Genomic DNA, 24,638 nt, shown 5'->3' with positions numbered 1-24,638 from the left:
TTAGCTCCAAGGCCAACACTTTTCAAAAGTAATTAATTATCACGATATAACAAAATATAATATCAAAATCGATAAAATTAATCAGACACAAGTATACAAACCTAAAATACAACGGATATACAGACATGGACACAGGTAAAGGCGGAGGCAGCGAAGAGAAACGTCCTGGCAAATTGTAACATATAAATGATCAATGGGGATTTTAGGAAACCAATAAGTAGGAGCGGATTCCAAACCTATAAATCATCATTCCATAATTCGTTTTTTTATACTGAATATTGAAAATGATTGAAAAATCAACAACTTCTTAAAATATGCTTTATATTTGTAGACCTGGTTAAGCTATTAAGCAACCCTTTACCGGATATACGTGTTAAAATCAATTAGTTTTCTTCTTCACTTTGAAATGGTCGAATCCTTCACCATACACACCGATAACGGCACTCTGCGAAACGAAAGCTCTCGGATCGATGTCGTTGATGATTTGGAAGATCGTATTGGATTGGCTCTTTTTTGCCAAAACAAACATCATCTTCACTTGCTTTCCCGTATAAAGTCCGGTCCCGTCGATTACAGTCACGCCCCTGTGCAAAGCATTAATCTCCCTGCCGATCTCTTCGTATTTACCGGAAATGATGAAGAACTGCACCGACTGCCGGGAACTGTTGACAACCTGGTCGATCATATAACCGGTAACGAACAACGTCACATACCCGTAAACGACTTTCTCCAAATCGTGCAACACAAAATAACTGGACGCGATGATGATCATATCACAGAACATAATCATACGCCCCAGGCTGACATCCCGGTATTTGTTGACTATAGCCGCAATAATATCCGTTCCGCCCGTACTGCCGTTCGATGCAAACGCGATACCGATACCGCCGCCACAAAAAATAGCACCCAAAATACAAGCCATAAAAGGCTGGTCCTGCAACAGTTGAAGTCCGGCAGTCAACCGCTGTATCACGGATAGGAAAAACGTCAGGACGAAAACCGCATACACTGTCTTCATACTGAACTTCCAACCCAAGACTTTCAACGAAAGCAACAACAAGAGGCCGTTAATGGCAAAGTAAGTGTACTGCACAGGCAAGCCTGTCCCCCAATAAACAATAGAAGCGATACCCGGAACAGCCCCCGAAGGCAAATCGTTCGGCAACAGGAAAACGGTCCATCCTATACCGTACAAAATCATACCTAAGGCAATCCCCAAGTAATCCTTTAATTCTCTAATCTTAAAAAGGTTAGACTTAATCGACAATGTTGAATTCATTCTTTGTTTGTTTTATGCGGCTGCAAAAGTACTAAACAATTATCAATTATCCATTGTCAATTGCCAATTCCCCACTCGTCTTTCCATTCGATAACCGGCTGCTCTCCCTCGAAACGGATAGGCAACCAGATATAACGGCCGTCTATGGCATTTTTCGGTGTCCAGCGGTCTCCCATGTAGATGAACTGTCCGGGCTTGCCGGGAACAGGCAGCACATAAGTGCTCTGCGAGTGGAAAGAGGTTTCCGAATCGGCTCCCACAAACGGGTTCGCCAACTCTTTCCAAGGCCCCCAGATAGAGGATGCGACAGCGGAACGGCCCGGATTCGGCGCCCAGCCGGTGCAGCCGGACATGATCAGGTAATACTTGCCGTCTTTCTTGAACATGGCAGGCGCTTCCATAAAACGACCGACGAAGAAACGGGCGTAATTGCCGGAGCAAGCCGTATAATCGTCCGTCAGCTCGGAAATATGCAACGTGCTGTTATCCTCCGAAGCGTAGATATGGTAAGCCTTCCCATCGTCGTCGACAAACAGGTTCATGTCACGTGCCATCTGCCCGCTCTCGAAATCGCGACCTAACAGGTTCAGCGTGTCGGGATGCGCAGGCAGGCCGCCGCCACCGAAACCTTTCTTCGATTCTTCGGGAACCGGACCTTTATGGATATCCAACACATTCTTCGGCCAGCAACCGGCGTTCGGACGATCGGCAGACAGCAGCTTGTACGGTCCTGTAACCTTTTCGCTGACAGCCACACCGCTTTTGGCCCCCGTATAACCGGCGCCTTTCGGTTCGAGATGGAACCACATCACATACTTACCCGTCTTTTTATTGAAAATAACCTTCGGCCGTTCCAGAATGCAACCTCTTACGATCGGACTCGACTCGTCGTCCGAAACAGACAAGGCGATTCCTTCGTCTTTCCAGTTATATAAGTCTTTGGAAGAATAGCAATGGACGCCGACCTGGGCTACATTCCCCCCTTCACCTTCCGTCTTGTGCTCGCCGAACCAATAATAGGTATCGCCCTGCTGCAACATACCGCCGCCATGAGCATTGATGTGCACGCCGTTTTTGTCCGGCCAGATTTCACCGGGTTTAAAAACATTCCCGACCTGTGAAGCCTCATTTTTCCCTTTACATCCGCACAAAGCGAAGAGCAACAGCAGAGGATAAATAGCAATTCGTTTCATACTTGGCTGTTTATACATCGCAGATACGGATACATTTCTCAAGCGAAGCGATCTTGTCTTCCTGCTTCGGGACAAATTCCTGTCCGACAAAACCTTTATAGCCGGTTTCCACAATCGCTTTCATGATAGCCGGATAGTAGAGCTCCTGCGTTTCGTCGATCTCCGCACGGCCGGGAACGCCTCCGGTATGGATATGAGAGAAATACTGGTGATATTTCCGGATATGATCGATCACGTTTCCTTCCATGATCTGCATATGGTAGATATCATACAGCAACTTGAAGTTCGGCGAACCGATACGGCGGCACAGTTCCGCTCCCCAAACGGTATGGTCGCACAAGTAATCCTTATGCCCGATGCTGTTCAGAAGCTCCATTGTGAGAACGACATTATATTTTTCGGCTATCGGCATCAGACGCTTCAGCCCTTTCTCGCAGTTCTCCCACCCCTGCAAGTCGGTCACACCGTTCCGGCGTCCGGCGAAACAGATCAGGTTCGTCAGCCCGGCCTCGGCCACCATCGGAATGACTTGTTCATAACTGGCTACCAGCTCGTCATGCAACTTGGGATCGTTGAACCCCCGGTCGATGCCTAAGCCCGCACCCTGCGCCATCGCAACGGTCAAACCATGTTTCTGCACGACAGGCCAGTCTTTCGGGTCGAGCAGTTCGATCGATTCGATTCCTATGTTTTTACAAATCTCACAAAATTCATCCAACGGATAACTGCCGAAACACCATTTGCTCACGGAATGGCGGATATTGCCTTTCAGCGGTTCAGGTTTCTCTACTTTCTTCTTCTTTGCGGGAGCTGCTGCTTCCATACCGGACACAGCCATCGCTGCGCTTCCTGCCAACACCGTCTTAATGGCGGTTCTTCTCGAAATGTTTTTCATACTATTCTTGTTCTCTTGTTCTTAAGTTAATAAATTATTTAATCAGCTCCCATTTGCCTTGCAAATAAGCCTTGTCAATTACGCTTGCCAACGCCTTGTCGTTTGTCCGCCCGGCCAGATCTTTCAGGTCATTGTACAGATAGAACTGCAACCAGAAGCCATAGTGATAACGTTCGCGAGTGGATTTAGGCTGCAACATCAAAGCATACCATTTGGTATTCAGTTCTTTGGCTTTTGCCACTTCGACCGCTTTCTCGGCATTCTTCCACATGGCGTCGGAGACTTTCGATTCGAGATCGACAAAATCTTCGTACTTCATGGAAGCGGTATTGATCACCTGGCAACGGTCGTCCAGCCCCAACTCTTTCATGGAAAGGCGTTGTTCGAACACCTTGTCGCCATCCAAGTCGAACTCCATCAGGTCGAAGAAGCCGTTATTGTCCGTATCCGTATATTTGACAGTCGGAAACACGGTCGGCTCGGTCTCGATGCGTTTCGGACCGTAACCGTCATAGATTCCACCCATTCCCTGATAGTAACGGGCATTCTGGTCGATGCGCCAGCAACCCCATTCGGCTCCGTACAGGTGGATCTTGCCGTCTATCGGGCTGACATACAACTGCCCGTGGCCGGAATTATCCTCATCCCATTCACCCCGGTCACCCGCCGGATCGGCCTGTCCGTTATTGTCTATTCCGCCTTGGTTCTTTCCTACCTTGAACGGATCCCGCGGCTGATACAACTCCACGCGTTCCCAACGGTTGCAATCGTCGTCCTCGTCGTAGGTAAACCAGACTTTATCCCATTTACCTTCCTTGAATGTCAGATCCCAGGCGGCATCATGATCCGGATATAACAGTTCCGGAAGCTTGCGCCAACGGGCATCGAGGAAAAACGTATCGGCTTCGGGAAGTCCGCGCAGGTTCTTGTTGATATGTTTCTGGTTTTCGTAGTTGAAGCCGGGGCCTGTAAAATGGATGGTCATATCGAAGTCGAACTCATTGCCCGGCGCATTGTCGTTATCCGTATCCATCGAAACGGAAACCCAGTCGATATTACCGGAAAGAACGGAATTGGCCTGTCCGCTCTCTTTCACGATCTTGGGAGAATCGCAGAATCGGATCGCCATCTCTGTCAACCCGTCATTGTCGGGATCATAGAACAAGAAGGGGTTTTCCCAGTTCATACGGACATCGTTCACGCGTTCGGTCGTGCTGTGTATCTTCATGAAAGTGCTCTTCCCGTTATAGTCTTCGTAGAAATCCGACAGGCCGTTATGTATCCAGCAGCGGAGGGTGAACGTGTTCCAGTCGATATAGTTGAACACGTCGTCCTTGTCCGTATCCACCACCCACATATAATGTCCGTTGCCGGTCTTCATCCGGTCTGCTTCGGGGATATTGTCGACTACGACCTGCATGGCCGGATTACCGTCTTCATCTTCGCCCACCCAGTCGATGATAAGGTCGCCGTAACCGCCGTAGACACCGTCCTTATTACGGTCTATCATCAGGCAGTCGTTATCGGTATCGCCTTCCAGGTCGCCGTACTGCATATCGTCGTCATCATCGATCCATTGCACCGGAATGCCGTTGGCCGTCACCGTACGCAGGATATCCGGATCACCGTCACCGTCCAAGTCTATATAGGTAGGCTTGTACCCTGCGGGAGCAGGCGGCAGCCGATAAGGGATCAAGAGGGTATTTGCATTCCAATATTCCTTTTTCCCGGAACCGTCCGTCTGTGCGGAAAGTCCTTGTGCGCTCAGCAGCAGGGAGCCTGCGGCCAGTAATAGTGTAATCGGTTTCATGATATCTGGTGATTAATCGGTTATTTTTATGTAGGCAAGCCATTTCCGTATCAGATCTTTCACTTCCTGATAGTAGGTGAAATCATGCCGGAATCCCCAACCGTGTCCTCCGTTCGGGAACATATAGAGGGAAGCCGGGATATGGTGTTCATTCAGCGCCGTATAATAAAGGATGGAGTTCAACGGCGGTACAGACTGATCGTCATCGCTCAGCAAAAGCAAAGTCTTCGGTGTCTTATCATCCACCTGTTTCTGCAAGGAATAGCGGTCGATCAACTCCTTATTCTCGATATCTTTTCCTAAAAGATTTTTCTTGGAACCGCCATGTGTCGTCATATTATCGAAGCTGATCACCGGATAATAAAGGATCGCAAAGTCCGGCCGGTTGGCATCTGCCGCAAGCGTACTGAGTGAGGCTGCCAGATGTCCGCCTGCCGACGAGCCGATCACTCCGACTTTATTCACATCCAGGTTCCATTTGGCGGCATTGCCCCGGATAACGGACATCGCTTTCTCCGCATCGCTCAGCGGAATCGTATGCACGCCTTTCGGCATCCTGTATTTCAGAACGACTCCCACAAACCCGTTCGAAGCGTACCATTTCGCCATATCATGCCCTTCATGGTCCATCGCCAGCCCTCTATATCCGCCACCCGGACATATCAGCACCGCCGGCGCCGCTTTCCCGCTCTTCGCCGGATGATAGACGAAGATTTCCGCCTCGCCCGCTTCCGGCTTATCCGGCCAGAGCTTGAACTGTTCTACCTGCTGCCCCCATACCACGGGCGCAAAGAGCGATAAGAGAAGTAAAAGAATGTGTTTCATAAGGTATTAATTCTTAATCATTAACTGAGTTCTTAAAAACAGGTGCTAATGTAACGAAAAAAAACAAATCCACCTATAAAGAGGGACAAAAAGAAATAATATCTCCCATTCAGGATATGCAGCAAACCGGCGTATGAGCAATATCCCCGATATTCACATCCTGCCAACCAGAAACGACCAATAGGTATGGATTCATGATAATTTTATTTCAATGAGTCCAACAATTCATTCAAATGCCTGGTATATACTTCACGTGGCAAACAACTATATTTTTTGCAAAGCGTTGCTGCTACTGCGACGACTTCCCCCATCATACCGGTCGTATTCTGCACACGGGTAGAAGACAATGCTATATGCGAGACGCTTATATTTCTTCCAGCCATAAACAGATTGTCTACATTAACCGAATATAGACAGCGATAAGGAATACGATAAGGAGGGGGGACCTGATCGTCACGCAGATAACGACGGGGAGTTCCCAAATCATTAAAATAATGTTTCATTGTTGAAATAAATTCCTCCCCCGGGAAAAAGAATGTATTTTTAGGAGTCGGGAAATGTTGGTCAATCGAATAGGTTCCTATTACAACAGCGTCATCATACCTTACATACTCCTTCTCTATATCTTGTTGTACAAAGAATACATCTCCTACCAGACGACGTGATTCCCGCTTTCCGGCAATGTAAGTCATCATGTCCAGTTCCCGGTTTGCATATTCTTTCTTAAACTTACTGTCGTTTTTCAGGAAAGCCCAGTTTCCATAAATAGCACGGAACAGATAATCCCGGATATATTCTGCATCATTTACCTGGTCATAACGGAAACCGCTTTCCCACCAGTTACTGCCGGAAAGAACCTTTTCACAAGATTCATCATTAAACTGTATTGCCCACGCGCATCTTGGAAATGATACTTCATCCGGCATCACTTTGCTTTTCCATGAAATTGTCGCACCCAGCACGATATTATCCGGCCTGTCCGGAGCCAATGTTTCCCTTGTTTCCTGCCTCATCTCGCGCCCCACACGATATTCAGCACCCGCCAGATAACCTAAGTTGCCATCACCGGAGCAATCGACAAACAATGGGGAAAAGAACTCTACCTCTTTTCCATTCTCAATATGTTTAGCAGTCACAGACTTTATCTGCTTACCTACCTTGGAAGCTGCAAACACATGCATATTTGGGAAATAGGACAGCATTTTCTCCGCTTGTATCATTTCAATAACCTGATCTTCCTTACTATATACATTCCGTATTTCTCTGATTACATTTCCTAAAGCAGTATACGGTTTTACATTCATCCCCCCACTGGCAACTACCCTTATCTCGGTACTGTTGTTTCCTCCTGGAACAGGACGGTTATTAATCAATGCTACTTTCAAGCCTTCTCGTGCTCCTTTGATAGCAGCACTCAACCCCGCTGTACCAGCTCCAACTACAACGAGATCATAATGTCCTCCATCTTCTGGTTTAGTTGAGATATTCAGCAGTTCTTTTCTGAACGCCGACAAATCCTCTTTCCGGTTAGGAATAATAGAAGTTTTGTTCTTTGTAAAAAGGATCGCATCACATCGTCCCTCAAATCCGGTCAAGTCTTTTAATGTAACAATATTGCTCTTATCTTTTATCTCGATACTTCCGGCATATTCCCAATCCCATTGTGTTCCCATTCCCAATTCATTATCAAGAACCGCTCCGTTTACAGCAATTTTAAACCTCCCTGGAGACTCTTTCGTCTTCCAGGGAGAGCACCAATTCCAAGTACGGGCATATACATGCCAAGTTCCTTTCCTCGGAATCATTACTTCCGTTGAAGCATCTTGTACCGGTTTTCCTATACCGTGAGCCAACAGGAAAGGAGATCCCATCTGATCCATGAACTGTTGGTCCAATACCCATCCACCTTTTTCATTAAAACTCTCTGCTTCAACCAGTACAAAGTTCTTTTTCTGCGCAAGAAGCGAAAAAGAAATAAAAGCCTGGCACATAAGCATTATATAAACAACTCGAAATATTTTTTGCATACCTATTATTATTAATCGTGTTACGAACTACGAGGAAGCAGAAAAACTCCCGCTCCCTCATTTGTGTTATTTACTCGGCTGCGCCGGGATAACCGGGATTTTGCTCAATTTTTATAGCCGTGTTAGCATCAATTGCTTTTTGAGGTATCGGCCATAATTCATGATAGGGCTGCATATTATTTTTCACTCTATAATTATACTTCATAGTTCTTTCATACATTTTATGAAGTCTAACCAATGTCCTTCGTCTCGGCTCTTCAATGATCAACTCTCTCATTCGTTCATCCAAAATATAATCAATGTCTACATCGGCAGGATCAACCGGAAAGGCTTGCGCTCTCTTTCGAACAACATTAATATCAGCAGCGGCATTTACTTTATCTCCCTTATGAAGATAAGCCTCCGCTCTAAGTAAATAAGTCTCGGAAAGGCGCATCTTATATCTATCATTCATGGTTCGACCTTCCATATTCCCCCAAGGCATAAGTCCCTCTATTTTACGAAAATAAGGATAAAAATTTCTCGTTGTATCTACAACTGAATTTGTAACACTTCCATCAGGTAGAGTGATATACATCTTTCCATCCTCTTTCTTCGTCAAAACAACCTCCATTCCAAAGTATTCTGAATCTGGATTATTCATCCAAAATCGACTTTTAAAATTATGAACGGAATGACGTATGTCATTCGGATCAGACCAAATCTCATAATTAGCATGATTCGTTGGACGCACAATACCGCCAGACATACGCCCTAATGAATCGCATACCAACATCTTTTTCCCATCAGGGAATGTAACAAAATCAAGACTAGGTCCCCATAAACGAAGATCAATATTTTTTTTATCTCCCGCACCAGGTGTCAAATAATCATATTGCATAACCCAAATACCTTCCAAATTACCTGATGCTCTATTCTGTTGGTTAGTCCAAAACAAATCTGAATAATAATCACCAGGGCGGCTCATATCACCAAATCGTTTTGACACAAGTTCATATCTCCCACAATCTCCATTGATTACTTTAGAAGCGGCATTTATTGATTTATCAAAAAAATTCCGATCACCAGTCTCCAATCCCAAACTAATATAAACCTCTGATAATAAATGATTTGCAGCTGCCTTAAAAATTCTTCCATCCTTACTTGCATCTGAAGATACTACCGGTAAATAAGTCGCAGCAAATTCCAAATCCGATTGAATAAATTCTAAAACTTCTTTTCTGGAAGCTCGTTTATAATCAAAACGGGGACTTGACTCTTCTTTATCGACAATAGGTACACCTCCAAATAGGTTTATCAATGCATTATATGTATACCCTCTAAAAAATTTAGCTTCCGCCAAAATTTCATTTTTTTCCTCTTCAGTCCATGCAACATTAGGATTATCAGCTCTGGAAATAATTAAATTTGCATTCTTGAGCATTTTAGTATATGCCCAATCCCACATATTTTTAGGGGCAGCATGCTCAGGCAAAATAATACTGTAATCATTGAAGAACCGCCCATCCGGGACACCTGAATAACCAACATCCGTACCTTGATTCATCGGTTCATCATTTGTTGACAGATTGGCCTCATCTCTTGCATAAGAATGAAGAGAAACAATAACTGTTTCAAAACCAGCCTTTGATGTTAATAAATTTTCCGGACTAAATTTATCCATAGGCTTTTCTTCGAGGTAACTATCGTTACAAGAAACAGAGCAAACAAGTATCAAAATAAATGCAAAAATTGAACCTTTATTTATTATATTTTTCATATTTCCTGAAATTTAATGTTATAAACTAATTTGTACTCCGAATATCCACGATCTTAATAAAGGACCATTCTTCGCGCTACGCCCTCCAGTCGCATGTTCGGGGTCCCAGCCATTCCAATCCGTCCAAGTTGCTATATTCTTTCCACTGATATAGACTTTCAGATTACTTAATGATATCTTCTGGATAAGATTTTTTGGCAAGTCATATGACAATGAAATATCTTGAAATCTCAAATAACTGAGTTTTTCATAAAATCCATAGCTTCTTGGATTTGAATATCCAACACTCGGACGATCATTTCTCGGATTTTCCGGAGTCCAATATGGTAAATCTAACTGATTTGTCCTGTTATATTGATTCGTTCCAGGGTTTGTCCAAGTATTTGGAGCATATCCTCCCAAACGAGCATCCAGTAGAAATGATAAAGAAAAGTCCTTATACCTAAAACTGTTATTCAATGAAATCATCGCTTTGGGACGATTATTGTGCAATACCATACGATCTTCCGGACCAATCGAACCGTTTCCACTAAGATCTTTAAACTTTATATCTCCAGGTTTAGCCGATTTATCAATAGAAAAGTCATCACCTTCCTGCCAGATACCATCAAAAACATAATCATAATTAGACCCCAAAGAATAACCTATAAACCATTTAGAAGCTAAGTCATCATCTTCCTTTCCATCTCCATTCAAATCTTCACCGGTAAGATGAAGTATTTTATTAAAATTAGAAGAGAAAACCAGAGTAGAATTCCATGAAAAGTCCTTTGTCTTAATGTTTTCCGTATTGATAGTTACTTCAATACCCTTATTCGATGTTTCTCCGATATTTGAAAGAAAAGTCTCATAACCAGACATATTCGGGATACGAACCTTTAATAATAAATCCGTAGTCTTTGTAGTATAAACATCTAAAGCACCACTGATTCGACCACTTAATACACTGAAATCAACTCCCAGATTATATGATGAAGACGTTTCCCACCCTAAATCCGGATTTGCCATCGAGGTTGGATATAGACCAATAGAAGAACTTCCTCCGTCACCATATACAAACTGCGTTAAATCCATATTACTAAGAGATGTATAGCTATCAATACCGCGATTACCATTCTTACCCCATGATAAACGTAATTTCAGATAATTAATCCATGAAATATCTTTCATAAACTTTTCCTGTGAAACAGCCCATCCTAATCCCACAGAAGGAAAAGTTCCGTATTTTTTATCTGCACCAAAAGCAGAAAAACCATCATTACGGACAGTTAAGTTAATCATATATCTATCTGAAAAACGATAACCGATACGAGCCATACTGGATACAGCTGCAGATTTGCCAGCTCCAGATTTTGCAGTTTGGTTTTCACCAATCCCCAAACTATTATAGCCAAGTGCATCATTAAAAATATTACTACTCCCCAAAGTAGATGAACTCCATTTACTTTGTTCATACCCATACATAAGCGTTACATCCACATTATGGGCTTCCGCAAACGTATTATTATACTTTAATATATTTTCAAAAATCAAATCATGCCTAAAAGAATGTTCTTTATTACCACTTCCAAGCCACGAAAATCCGTCACGATCATATGACGGAACATAATTATCAAGTTCTTTAAAACGCAGATTATTAGCAATATTCATCTGATAACTTAGTCCTTTAAGAGGCAATTGAACAGTTATATAATTATTATTAGTCAAACTATAACTAACTTCTTTATTATCCTCCATTTCCACTTTCCATAATGGATTAGTAATCATACCATCTCCTGACGGTAATTTACGCAAACTACCATCGTCATACCGTAAAGAAGAAAAAGGACTCAGCCAACCAGCAATACCCCAGTCTGCTTTATTTCCTGAATAGTCCTTCATGGCAAAACTTGAGTTTGTTCCAATCTTTAGCCATTTTGTAATATCGATATCAAAATTCGCCCGGACAGACAAACGTTCAAATTTATCACCAGCCAAAGCAGACTTCTGATTTGTATAAGCTCCGGACAAATAATAAGTCATTTGCTCTCCTTTACCTGAAACACTAAGTTCGTGTTCTGTCATCGGAGCACTCTGCTTAATAACATCCCACGTATCGATTGTACGTCCAGCTTTAATATTTTCTTCTTCAAGAGTTGGGAATGGCCAAGGTTGATCCATATAAGCCTCTGCATCTTTTCTCAATTGCAAATAACGATCAGGCGCCATCATTTTAGGCATATGGGCAAAATCAGAAAAACCAACATAACCATTATAATTTAATCTTGGTTTGGAAGTTGTCCCTTTTTTAGTCGTAATCATAATAACTCCATTCGCACCCCGAGAACCATAAATTGCTGTAGAACTTGCATCTTTCAACACATCCATAGATTCAATATCATTGGTATTTATATCTGAAAGTTTTCCTCCAGAGAAAGGAACACCATCTAAAACAATCAAAGGTTCGTTACTTGCTGTAATAGAGGCAGTACCTCTAATCTGAATATTTCCATCAGCACCAGCCAGACCTGTATCAATAACTCTTAAACCTGCTACACTTCCTCTCAAAGCCTGTACAGGGTTAACATTAGGAATAGTCTCTTTTTCCGTAACATTTACACGAGTTAAAGCTCCTGTTACATCCTTTTTACGCGCAGAACCGTAGCCGATCACGACAACTTCTTCCAATGCTTTTGTATCCTCTGCCAGCTTGATATTGTATGAGTCTTTTGAAGTTACAGAAATGGTTTGTGTATCATAGCCGATATAAGATACAACCAATACAGCTTTATCCGCAACATCCAAAGAGAAACGTCCGCCAATATCTGTAATGGTTCCATTAGTGGTTCCTTTTTCCACAATATTTGCCCCGATAATCGGTTCCCCGTTTTCATCCGTAATTACTCCTGTAATCTTGCGAGGTGCCTGGGAACTTGCTGTAGCCTTCGTTATAATAATGTGTTTACCTGTAATCTTGTAAGTCAGATTATTATTTTTTGTAATTTCACTAAGTATCTCTGAAACTAACTTATCCTTAACCTTCAAATTGATTCGTTGATTATTATCAATTTCCTCGCTTTTATAGAAAAACATAAATTCAGATTGCTTTTCTATTTGTGAAACAACATCATAAAACGTCCCGTTTTCCACTGCAACAGAAATACGACGCTCCTGTGCGTACGTTACTGCAGACACCTGAATAATACCCGCCAAAATAAATATTGCCGTGATTTTCATAATACGTGTAATTTTTAGTGACAGCAATCGACTGTCATCTCGTTCTTTTTTCATACATTTGGATGTTTTTATTATTAAATTGTCTCGTTCGCAGCGTTTTCCAGACAAGAGCGAAAGAGAACGGTTAACTAATTAAAAATGATTTTTGAATCGGGAAATGTCGCAACCATTTTCCGATTCTTTTTTTAAACAACTGAAACTTTGTACATAGGCTATCAGATTTAATGATTTGACAAATTATTTACTTGTTATGAATATATCCTTTTTCACTCGTTTGAAAGTGAACTGTTTTTCATAATCAATAATCCGGAACACATCCAAAATATCCTGATCCAATGAGAATGTACCCGTATATCTGATTTTCTCCAAACGTTTATCATCCAGATGTATCTTTACGTTGTAGTAATTTTCCAAACGTTTTACGATAGAAGCCAATGGTTCATCTTTGAACTTATATTCTCCGTTAATCCAGGCATTTGACAACGATGCATTGACTTCTTGCAAAGAGACCGATCCCGTCGAATTATCAGACAACGCTTTCTGGTCAGGTTTTAAATACATACGGCTCATAGATTCTCCTCTTTCGTTGAAAGCTTCCAACAAAATCCGGCCTGTCAAAAGTGTCACTTCGCTATAAGATTCATGACCATAAGCTTGAATATTAAAAGTTGTCCCCAATACTGTTATTTCTTGCTTTTTCAATTTAACGACAAAGGGTTTTTCCGAGTTCTTGGATACTTCAAAATAGGCTTCTCCATCCAAATAAACCTGACGGTTCTTTCCATTAAAACTGGTAGGATAGCGAAATGTGGTAGCTGCATTCAAAATAACCTTACTTCCATCCGAGAGAAGCACAGTATTGGCGCGTCCGCCCTTTTGAACATGTATTTCATTATACACTACGTCCTTTGCCGCTAAATCAGCCTGCTGTATCTTTCCCTGGAACTCATGAATTCCCCAACCGGCGCCAATTGCAAAAATTATAATAGCTGCATATTTTACATATGAAATCCATAAATCACGTGTTCGTGATTTACCAAGAGAAGGATTTTTCTCTTGGTTTTTATCTATGCGAGCAAGCATTTTTTGCCAACTGGCCTCATTCACCTCTTCCTTCGAGAAAAAAGAACGTCGACTGGAATCCGAGATACCCTTCAGCCCAAAGAAATAAGATTTATGTTCCGCATCTTCTTCCAGCCAGGACTCCAGGTAACGAAGTTCTTCTTCATTTATATCCTGTTGCAGGAAACGGATTATTAATTCTTCTATGTTATATTTTTCAGACATTCCGATGTTCGTTTATATTATACACGATTATCTCTTCAGATCTACTTACGCAATTCTCAATAATTTGAAAGAAAAATCAAACAGCTAAGCAAAAGACCCCGTAAAATCTTCAATGCCTTATAAAGTTGTGCCTCTACCGTACGGGTAGAAATATTGAGCAGTACAGCTATTTCCGAAGTTTTTCGCTCTTCCAGATAGGACATTGTAAAGATTTCACGACACTTCTCCGGCAACTTATCCATCTCTTTATAGATAAGTTCCAGACGTTCGTCTTCCGCAAACAGGGATTGCGGATCGTCATTGTAATAGATCTCTTCTATTTTTAATTTGGTAGTAACGGCATCAATATAATCACCTTTTACCTCCTGATGCTTCAGGTAATCCAGACAGGCATGCTGGACGGAGCGATACAAATAAGTTTTAATCCCTTCTTTCAAAAACAAAAAAGTCCTCTTTTGCCAGACTTTAAGAAACACATCCTGCACCAAATCTTCTGCAGTAACAGCATTTACATACTTTCCAGCGTAGAAAATCAGCATTGGAGCAATTGATTTATATAACTCCTTGAACTGAATCAACTCTCGATCATCCTCCTTCGGTCTATCCATAACACATGCTAACAAAGAAACGTTTCTACAAGTATAGACGATTTACCCGGAAAATTTACTTACGGAAAGATTATATTTTCATTTAGAGGAAGCTTTTTAACGATTGAGAGAAGAAGGTTTACCTTATGTTGAATAAAGAAATCTCTCCCAATTGACATCTTTTCTTCCCCCCTTATTGTCATTAAAGGTTTATTTAACATTAGGATAATTTAAGGATAGAATAAATTCAGATATCGCTTCTTCTTGGACAAGACGAGGTTTTCCCTTTCTATTTGCCGTTTATCACCACAAAGACGGTCGTCATCGCCATAACAAGGGACTTCATCGCCACGAAGACGGTCGTCGTTACCCATGAACCAGGCAGCTCACGGCAACAAAGACGGTCGTCGCGGTAAATTTCTGCGCACCTCATAGCGAGAAGAAGGGAAAAAACTTTTCCCACAAATGCTCCATACCTCGATCTTGCCCGCAAATATTCGATTCTCCGGGAGTTGAGGTTTATCACATTGTTACTTTTTATCTGTTTTGACTAACAATACTGAGTCTATATTCGGACAATATGCCAACTTCATACCCTTTGCCGTCAACCCTGAGTATCGGAATCAGAGCAAAAAGTAAGATGAAAACAAACAGAAATTTCAAGTAAAATAGAAAAAGGAGACAAAAAGGGGTTATTGTAATTTGTCATATAGCAAGTTGCACCTTATCCGGATTCCTGCGTATTCAGAAATCCGGATGATATTTAATAGAAGATCGGGCTATCGTTTATACCAATAGACCTCTCCCCACGTCATTAAGCAACCGGGTTTTTTAACGTCTTCCAATTTAATAAATGAAGTCCAATAGGACTCACGATGATCAATCGTATGTCCTAATTCATTTTCATGCCCCGTAATCACGAGTTTTGGATCGAACCCTTCAATCGTATCGGACAAACAGTTCGCCCAACAGTTGATCAGCAAAACATCCAATGCAGGAATTTTTGTTTTCACATCCAATAACCACGTCAAGTCCTCTTCATTATATTGGTCACCTGTCTGTGCGAAAGTAAAGCCTTCAGGAGTCGTCACTACATGGATATTGTTAATCAGTTCACTTTGATGCCCCGGTAATATTTTTACATCCAGCTTGCCCCCCTTTGTTTTAAATTCCTTATCGATAATCTGCTCCGAACGGATGTGGGTCACCAATTCATTCCCTATCAAACTATTGTTCGGGGCAATCACTTGTTTTCCCATATCCGTAAACATCTTTACGACAACCGGATCTATATGGTCCGGATGATTATGAGAAAGGAACATAATGTCGCACCGGGCAACAATAGCCTGCATCGTTTTATCCGAAATCAAAGAAGGAGATTCCTTCATCGCTCCCCCACGGTACAAGTCAAAAGCGACAGTGGCACTTTTTGTCTTTACGATAAATCCGTCATTATAGAGTTTATACACTTTCATACCCTCTTCCAAAGGTTTCTGCATGTCTTCCAAAAGTCCGCTCAAACGAGATTCCATAAACCGCGAAAGCGTTTCACTACCATCCAAACGCGTATCATGGAATATACCGTCCAATAATTGCAATGCTGCTTTACGAGCCAATGCCGGATTACCGGAGGAAGGAGGGTTCTCTTTTAAGAGAGCATCTACTAAATGAAACGTTTTTTCAGTTTGATTCATCAGATACACTTCCTGCTTACCCCAAAAAGGCGTCGTTTTTTCCTGCGCTTGTAACAACATATACAATGGCAAAACAAACAATGACAATAAAAATACACTCTTTCTCATTTAAATAATTATTTAATTTTCGCTCGTGAAATTTCACCCCACTTTCGCGTCACATTCAATAAAGCCGTATCCGGATGAGTACGCGTTTATCACCTCAACACGAAATGTTTACTAATCTTCTGTGAATTACCAGCGTAGAAATCGATAGTCACATGCCGGTCAGAAACATTCATTTTATAAGAGCCAGCCGAAGTCGAACGGATATAGGTTTTCAAACCTGGCTTATATTCATTCAACAACCCACTGTCATCCTCATATTTGGATCCATCCTCTTTTTTCTTGGATTTAGCCATTTCGTGAATATTACCGTAATCCCGCGGCTGATCCGACGTACAGGAATAGGTTCCTAATTCCGGTTTAGACCAGACGCTATTGACCGTCATTTGTGTAATGCGGCCACCATCTCCATGCCAATCAGCCAATTCAGTCGTATGAATGTGTCCACAGATACACAAGGCGTTCCGCTGGGCAAATACTTTACGAAAATGTCTACGCGCAGCAGTCTCTTCAGCCGACTTTCCCCCGTGGAAGAACCATCGGCAACTTCCTCCGTCATAGGGCAGAACCGGACCGTGGGTCAATACGAATGTATGTCGGGCTCCTTCACACTCTTTTAGCATCTGATCAATGAGTGTATCATCCGGATCATTGAAATCCAGTACAATATATGCATCATCGCCGATCGTGAAAAAAAAGTTCGTATGCGTAATGGACTTTCCCAATTCCTCAGACATCCGTTCCGGCATATAGGCATGATAAGCCTCTTTTGCGTTCGTTCCGCGGATATCATGATTACCCGTCACAGTCACAAAAGGCAAACCATGAAGTTCTGATTTGAAACGGTTCATCACGTCATCTAACATTTTCTTGTGGACCTCCGGATTACCGCAATCCCCTTGAATCAAGTCGCCCAATTGAAATACCATTTTGGTGTCAGTGCCAATCAGTTGGGCAGCCCGTTTAAGTAACAAAGGGCAACGCTCCCGCCACATCTCCCCATTACGGGCAAATTCAGCACGTTGTACCCGGTTCAACCATTCTACCGGTTCATTATAGTCTGCATGATACACACTGGCCGGTTCCGTATCAAAGTGTGTATCGCCTAACAATACGATTGAATATTTTTTCTCCAGGTTCGATTCAGATAAAAAAGACAATCGGTTTCCGAATGCCAAACCTGCAAGCGATGTTGCACTGATTGTTAGAAATGCTCTTCGTTTCATGATATGGTTCTTTTATATGATGTAAAAATATAATCTTGATTTAAGATAAGAGGTATAAAACCTTTCATTTTATACCCCTTATTTTCGTTATTCACTTTTTACGGACTAATCCTGCCAGCCCGGATTCTGCGTAAGATTTGAGTTCATCTCCCTTTCCTTTGCAGGGATCGGCCAAATCTTTATCTGTTCACCAACGCTAAGATGCTTGTAAGTAGTCTCACCCCAAATCTGCATCAAACCATTCGTATTCAGTTCTCCTACCTGTCCGGAAGAATGATCTTTAAACTTCCTGTCATACCATGTACCCCAGCGAAGCTCGTTAAAGAACATAGAATCCTCACCGCCAAGTTCAACATAAAACTCTTTCCGAATGCGTTGCCGCATATCCTCCTGCCCGCTCACAATAGTCGCAGGATAAGCCTGATCATTAAGAAGAACATGCCCGACACGCTGTCTTACCCTATTTACAAAAGCAACAGCCTCGCTTGTCCTGCCCAGCTCATTCAAGCATTCAGCCCGCCTAAGAAGAATTTCAGCATAACGGCAGAGTATAATATCTTCGGAATAGACCCAACGAGTCGTACATTCATCATTCTCTGTTACATATTTCCTCCAAAGATAATAAAATTTAGAATTTGTATCAGTACGGATGTCATAAGGCTCTCCAGCATCCAGAATGTACGGCCAACGAAGGGTCCAAGTATGATTTCCCACACCTGCCTGATTCCCGTCGTAAGTCGAGTAAGGAGTTATAATCGACTGCATCAGGCGCGGATCACGATCTTCATATGCCTGGCGTATTCTCGCCTCGTTCCCTTGATCCAAATATTTGCTCATATCGGCACCATAAGAAACCATATTATTATAAAGAGCCTGATAATTAGAAGTAGCTTCAGTCGTTCCCCACACTCCCTTACCGGATTGAAGTCCGTCGCGCAGGAAGAAAGCGACTCTTGCCTGGGGAGTCATCGAATACCATCCGGGGCAATATTTTTCCCAATCAAATTCGGAGCCGTCCGCACACTCGTACATTTCCACAAAAGCCGGATTCGGGAGATAATTGTTCCAAGCAGAACCGCCCGTACAACGATTGCCATAATTGATACCCCTCGGATTTCCCATACCACTTGTTTCCACACATTGTATTGAAAAAATCATCTCATCGCATTGCTCGTTAGCCGGTTTAAAGAGCTGAAAGAAATCTCTGTTTCCTTTTACGCCATTACTCGGACTGTAAAGTGCATATCCAAGCCCTTCTATCGCTTCAAAGTCTGCAAGAGCCTTCGCATAATCTCCCATAAACTGATAAGCGTAACCTCTGAAAGCATAAGCAGCACCTTTAGTGATACGCCCATAACTGCTATTACCTTGAGCATATTTACCAGGAAGATTAGGTTCATCGATGCAATCCGTAAGGTCTGAAAGAACCTGATCCCATACCTCAGCTTCCGATGAACGTGCTTTGGTTGCTTCCGAACTCTCCACATTTTCCGTATAGATAGGAACACCTCTCCACAAGACATTCAAATGATAATATGCCCAAGCCCGCAGAAATTTACATTCGGCTTTCAATCGCGCTTTCTCGCTGTCATCCATTTCCGGGACATTATCAATGTTGTTGATAACATCATTAGCCCTATACACAATCGTATAATAATATTTATAATGATTGCCGACATTTCCATTCGAAGGCGTACAAGAACCGGAAATCACGAAACAATTATTTTTCCAGTTCATATCGATATCCATTACGGACGACCAGGCATCAAACGGAATACCGATAGAAGGACTATCGTAATTTTTAGAGAATTTGTCATACAGTTCATTATAAACCCCCATCACAGCCGCACGGGCCAAGATAGGGCTGGTCCATACATTCGAACTCGAGAAACTATAACTTGGAGATGTATCAAGAAGATCGCCGGCACACCCTTCCAAACCGAATAACATACCCGATAAAGTTCCGATGATAGCTATTTTTCTAAATAATTTTTTCATATTCTCAATATATTAGCTGTTTCCAAAATAATTAAAATGTTAGATTAATACCGAAGGCATACTGACGCATGGTAGAATATCCCATGCTAACACGCATTTCCGGGTCCATACCGGAGAAGCCGGTAATCGCAAACAGATTCTCCCCCGAAGCATATACGCGAAGCCTTTCAACATAGAACTTTTTAGAAATACTTTTAGGCATTGTATATCCTAAAGTCAAATTTCTAAGTTTAATGAAATTCCCTTTCTCCAGATGAAGCGAAGAACTTGCCGAACTCTGAGCCCCCGACACATTGACCAAACGAGGTTGTTTTGAAGACAGATTGGTTCTCGGATCCGAAGGATTTTCAGGATCATAGAAATAATGGTCATCCGCTACCGCATCCGGAATCGCGTAGCCATAAGTCGTTTCACTCGAATTCCTTGCCTTGCCATAGTAGTAAATGCTAAATCCGGCAGATCCGCCCCAGGTCATAGAGAGATCGAAATCTTTCCAGTTTGCACTGGCCTGGAGACCGAAATTATATTTAGGAGTGGTCGAAGTTCCTTGAAATTCCGAATCATATGAATTGCCATAAATCCCATCCCCATTCGCATCCGCATAAATATACTCGCCATACCAAAGTGCATTTTTAGCAATATTATTATAAGGTTGGAAAGTATAACCTGCCGCTTGCATGGCCTGAAGCCATTGCATATCGTTTTCCGTACGGATCATGCCATCTTTAGGTCCGCCATTTATATTGACCGTACCGTCGGCATTGAAATACGAGCCGTTTCCGCTATACACATTAGGAAGATAAAACTCATTAATCTGACGTCCTTCGATGACTCTCGTAGTACTACCGGTAGAAACATCTCCTATATTGGTGGAATATTCCGTATGTTCCTTATTCCATCCCCTTTCCAATTTACCTTTATATTTGCTGACAAAGTTTTTATTAAAAGAGAACTGGCCTTTAATGCTATAGCTGAAATCCTTGCCGATATTATCTCTCCATCCAAGCTCCAGTTCAACCCCTCTGTTCGTAACTTCCGCAATATTTTCTTTCGGAGCAGTCGCATTTCCCATTACCATATACATATCAGGAGTGTACAGAATTCCGGTCGTCAACTTATTATAAACATCAATATTACCGTTCAATTTATTATCAAAGAAACCAAAATCAAGACCGGCATTGGTAACGGCTGTCTCTTCCCAAGTAAGAGCGGCATTGGCTATAGAAGTGATGGCGATACCACTTGTCAAAGCTTGACCGGTAGAATAATTTGCCGCCGAATAGACAGACTGCCAATCATAGTTGCCGATTGCATTGTTGCCCAGTTTACCCCAAGAAGCACGAAGCTTTAAGTTTGTCAGCCACTGTACCGGTTTAAGCCACGACTCTTCATTCATACGCCAACCGGCCGAGAAAGAAGGGAAAGCGCCCCAACGATAATCGGGAGCAAATCTCGACGAACCATCATAGCGCAAGTTAAACTCAAGCAAATACCGGCTCTTATAAGCATAATTGGCACGTCCGAACACCGAGCGGGCAGCATATTCAGTCCCGTAACCAGCCGTCGAGTAAGGTGTTGTTGCGGCATCAAGGTCATTTACAGCGGCATCCGTAAGTCCTAATTTACTCACGTTCGTCTCCCTATAATCATACGTTTCTTCCTCATAGCCAATCATAGCCGACACATCGTGAACGCCAAAAGACTGGTTATAATTAAGTAAATGATTCAACTTCGTGCGATTCGTCCTCGTATAATACATACGAGTATAAAGAGTCGACGGGTCATCGGCTCCTGTTGAATAAGCACCTTTAGAAAAACTGAACTTCCCGACGGAAGCGTCCGATACTTTTCGCTCCCGGCGAAGATCCTGATAGTAAAAATCAAAGTTATATGTAAAATACTTCAGAAACTTGACTTGGGCATACCACTCCGTATAAAGTTGCGAATATTTGTCAAACCCATTCAGCACGTTGTCCCAAAGTATATTATGAGACTGCGGATCTTCCTCCGGACCTTCCGGCGCACCATATTTCCCTTCATAATACGGATATACACAAGGAACCATTTTCTCCGTATTCATCGAATTGATATAACCGTTCCCACTATAGCTGGTAAGACTCATCTCCCGATCGGTAACATTGCCCGATGTACGAGTTCCCACCCGCAACCAGTCGGTAATGTCAGAGTACAAGTTCACACGCCCCATATAGCGGTTATATCCCGTATTCTTCATGATACCCGGATTATCTATATAGGAAAAACTCATTGAATAACCTGTTTTCTTCTCCTTGCCATTGAGTGAAATCGTATGTTTCTGCATCCATTGCTTCGTATAAATCTCATCCCACCAGTCTGTATTGGGATAAGCGACATAGTTCGGATAACCCGAAGCGGAAATCCCGTTAGGATCAGCCTTAGCGGCTTCCCAAAGATCAATAGAACTCTGAGAAAACATATCGGAGTTTCCCAAGTTATTAGATGATTCATTCATCAGTTTCATATACTGTACATAATCCGAAATTGTATGAACAATTTTGAAAGGTTCATTATAGGAGACTGTACCATCATACGTCACACTAATTTTACCTTCCGTACCGTTTTTGGTCGTGATAAGGATAACACCGTTAGCACCACGATTTCCATATATGGCGCAAGAAGCGGCATCTTTAAGGATGGAGACATTGGCTATATCAGAAGGATTGACCATACTGATGCTTTGTTCCATTCCATCAACAAGAATAAGAGGACTGGAAGAATTCAATGTCCCGACACCGCGAATGTTATAGGAAAAACTCTCTGCATTAGGTTGCCCGGAACTTTGCATGATCTGAAGGCCGGGTGAAGCACCGCTAAGAGCTTGAGAGGCATCGGTAACGGGTCTCGATGACATCGATTCGAAATTAACAGTGGAGACCGAGCCGGTCAGGTTTACTTTCTTCTGGGTACTATAACCCACGACAACAACCTCTTCCAATGCTTGCGTATCCTCCGATAATGTAATATCGACCACAGAACGGTCCTTAACCTGAATTTCAATTCTATTATATCCTATGTAAGAAGCTACCAACACGGAATTTCCGGATACGGACAAAGTGTAATTTCCATCGACGTCGGTAATAGTTCCATTGGTAGGATTTCCTTTCTCAATGATATTGGCGCCGGGGATCGGTTCTCCGTTTTTATCCGTTACCACACCTTTTATATCTTTCTTTGCTTGTAAAGCAACTTGCCTTTCGTTTCCTTTATATAAGGCAATATGCTTGTCGTTTATCACATAATGGATATTCTCTTTGGCAAATAGTTCATCCAATACTTCGGGAACTGTCTTATCCTTAAAGTTGACAGTAACCTTACGAGTTACTTTTACCTGTTCCAAATTATACGTGAAATAGAAACCGCTTTTTTGTTCAATAGTAGCGAGAACCTCCTGTACGGTCGTATTTTCCATATTCAATGACAATTTCACCGACTGTGAATAGCTTAAATTAGCAAAAGACTGTAAGGTTCCCAATAGTATGAATAATATAACACATCTCATAATATTTAGACTTTTTCGCAGCCATGACGATTTATATACACCGCATGGCGTATTTTTCATAATATAATGCATACATTTGTAAATGATTAGTTAGTAATAAATTTAGGTTCGCTAAAGCGTTACTCGCTTAATCCCGGCTGAAGATATTGGCCTATCTTCAGCCTTCGTTTTTATCAATCCTTTCCCATAGGCTTTTTATTTTAATGGTTTGAAAATCCGTATTTGTTCCCCTTCAAATGAATAATCCAATCTCCTGGTTTCTTTCAGTAAATGTAAAACCTGTTCAATTGTAGCTGTATCCTTAAAGCGGCAAGTAAAAACTTCAGAACTTAAAGAATGATCCGTTATAACTATTTTCACATCAAATTTCCGTTCCAAATCACGGACAATATGATCAAGCCGGCATTGGATGAAAGCGCCTTCTCCCTTCATCCATAATTTAACCGTATTCGTATTGATATTTTTCTCCAATGCCAAACCGGAACTATCCGAATAGGAAACCTGTTCGTTTGGTCTAAGAGTCAATCTGTTTTTACGGTCGTTTGTTTCCACTTCAACCTTTCCCTCAGCCAATGTGACAACGGATTTTTCGTCGAAGTAAGCTTTTACATTAAATTTCGTACCCAACACCTTTATTGCCAGCAAAGGTGAATGCACGACAAAAGGAAGATGTTCCTTATGGGCCACATCGAAAAAAGCCTCCCCTTCAAGCCGGACATTCCTTTCCTTATCAGAGAATTGAGTCGGGTAAATAAGTTTACTTTGGGAATTCAACCAGATCTTTGTTCCATCGGAAAGCATTAAAGATGCCCTTTGTCCTTTCGGTACTTCAACCGTATTCTCGCCTACAGTGGACGGTTGAACCATTTCATAGAGATTTAATCCTAATAATCCGATGATGAGGACAGCTGCCACATATTTCAATATCGGATATATGTAAAAATGCGGTTTCGCATTTTTACTCTTTCCCTGGGAAAGAGTAAAACGATTATACGCCTCCTCTATCTCTCTCCTATCCGAGAATCGCAGTTCATCCTTCAAACTCCATATGCGTTCCATTTCGAACAGCCAGTCTGCATTGGGCTTGCCGGATGCGATCCATTGGTCGACCGAGCGGAGGTCTTCCGGAGTACAGGTATGCGTAAGGAATCGTATGAGTAATTGTTCGTCCATCTTCTTCTATTGTGCTTATATAAAGA

Annotated in this window: 16 protein-coding genes; all 16 read right to left on the bottom strand. The window is 42.2% G+C overall.

Annotated elements, in window-relative coordinates:
• Positions 1–379: 379 nt before the first annotated feature.
• The 16 genes from RDN79_RS08570 to RDN79_RS08495 all read right to left on the bottom strand — a co-directional run bounded on the left by RDN79_RS08570 (position 380) and on the right by RDN79_RS08495 (position 24,612).
• Complete coding sequence (locus RDN79_RS08570) at positions 380–1,279, bottom strand: YitT family protein (RefSeq protein WP_298548219.1); 900 nt, start codon at positions 1,277–1,279, stop codon at positions 380–382.
• Positions 1,280–1,335: 56 nt separating this feature from the next.
• A complete protein-coding gene (locus RDN79_RS08565; RefSeq protein ID WP_298548217.1) occupies positions 1,336–2,472 on the bottom strand; it encodes a glycoside hydrolase family 43 protein in 1,137 nt (378 codons plus the stop codon).
• A 10-nt stretch (positions 2,473–2,482) separates the two neighbouring features.
• Positions 2,483–3,367 (bottom strand): hydroxypyruvate isomerase family protein, encoded by an 885-nt coding sequence (locus tag RDN79_RS08560; protein ID WP_298548215.1) that lies wholly within the window; start codon positions 3,365–3,367, stop codon positions 2,483–2,485.
• A 34-nt stretch (positions 3,368–3,401) separates the two neighbouring features.
• Complete coding sequence (locus tag RDN79_RS08555; protein WP_298548213.1) at positions 3,402–5,177, bottom strand: hypothetical protein; 1,776 nt, start codon at positions 5,175–5,177, stop codon at positions 3,402–3,404.
• Between the two features lie 12 nt (positions 5,178–5,189).
• The gene (locus tag RDN79_RS08550) at positions 5,190–6,002 is read right to left on the bottom strand and encodes an alpha/beta hydrolase (protein ID WP_298548210.1); all 813 of its coding nucleotides are present in this window, start codon (positions 6,000–6,002) and stop codon (positions 5,190–5,192) included.
• A 203-nt stretch (positions 6,003–6,205) separates the two neighbouring features.
• A complete protein-coding gene (locus tag RDN79_RS08545; protein WP_298548207.1) occupies positions 6,206–8,029 on the bottom strand; it encodes an FAD-dependent oxidoreductase in 1,824 nt (607 codons plus the stop codon).
• Positions 8,030–8,099: 70 nt separating this feature from the next.
• Positions 8,100–9,788 (bottom strand): RagB/SusD family nutrient uptake outer membrane protein, encoded by a 1,689-nt coding sequence (locus tag RDN79_RS08540; RefSeq protein WP_298548205.1) that lies wholly within the window; start codon positions 9,786–9,788, stop codon positions 8,100–8,102.
• 18 nt (positions 9,789–9,806) lie between these two features.
• Positions 9,807–13,058 (bottom strand): TonB-dependent receptor, encoded by a 3,252-nt coding sequence (locus RDN79_RS08535; protein WP_298548203.1) that lies wholly within the window; start codon positions 13,056–13,058, stop codon positions 9,807–9,809.
• Positions 13,059–13,241: 183 nt separating this feature from the next.
• Complete coding sequence (locus tag RDN79_RS08530) at positions 13,242–14,291, bottom strand: FecR family protein (RefSeq protein ID WP_298548200.1); 1,050 nt, start codon at positions 14,289–14,291, stop codon at positions 13,242–13,244.
• 56 nt (positions 14,292–14,347) lie between these two features.
• Complete coding sequence (locus RDN79_RS08525; RefSeq protein WP_298548198.1) at positions 14,348–14,899, bottom strand: RNA polymerase sigma-70 factor; 552 nt, start codon at positions 14,897–14,899, stop codon at positions 14,348–14,350.
• Positions 14,900–15,167: 268 nt separating this feature from the next.
• On the bottom strand, positions 15,168–15,311 hold the full coding sequence (locus RDN79_RS08520) for a hypothetical protein (protein WP_298548195.1): 144 nt from the start codon (positions 15,309–15,311) through the stop codon (positions 15,168–15,170).
• A 346-nt stretch (positions 15,312–15,657) separates the two neighbouring features.
• The gene (locus tag RDN79_RS08515; protein ID WP_298548193.1) at positions 15,658–16,680 is read right to left on the bottom strand and encodes an MBL fold metallo-hydrolase; all 1,023 of its coding nucleotides are present in this window, start codon (positions 16,678–16,680) and stop codon (positions 15,658–15,660) included.
• Between the two features lie 89 nt (positions 16,681–16,769).
• Positions 16,770–17,903 (bottom strand): metallophosphoesterase, encoded by a 1,134-nt coding sequence (locus RDN79_RS08510; protein ID WP_298548190.1) that lies wholly within the window; start codon positions 17,901–17,903, stop codon positions 16,770–16,772.
• Between the two features lie 105 nt (positions 17,904–18,008).
• Positions 18,009–19,901 carry a RagB/SusD family nutrient uptake outer membrane protein gene (locus RDN79_RS08505; RefSeq protein WP_298548187.1) on the bottom strand — a complete coding sequence of 631 codons (1,893 nt, stop codon included), beginning with the start codon at positions 19,899–19,901 and terminating at the stop codon, positions 18,009–18,011.
• A gap of 31 nt (positions 19,902–19,932) precedes the next feature.
• Complete coding sequence (locus RDN79_RS08500; protein WP_298548184.1) at positions 19,933–23,349, bottom strand: TonB-dependent receptor; 3,417 nt, start codon at positions 23,347–23,349, stop codon at positions 19,933–19,935.
• Between the two features lie 285 nt (positions 23,350–23,634).
• Positions 23,635–24,612, bottom strand: a complete 978-nt coding sequence (locus RDN79_RS08495; RefSeq protein ID WP_298548181.1) for a FecR family protein — start codon at positions 24,610–24,612, stop codon at positions 23,635–23,637.
• Positions 24,613–24,638 lie beyond the last annotated feature (26 nt).

The sequence above is a fragment of the uncultured Parabacteroides sp. genome, assembly GCF_902493135.1.
In the GTDB taxonomy this organism is placed as follows: domain Bacteria; phylum Bacteroidota; class Bacteroidia; order Bacteroidales; family Tannerellaceae; genus Parabacteroides.
Note: the sequence above shows the minus strand (reverse complement) of the source record. Positions and strands in the feature narration are given on the sequence as shown.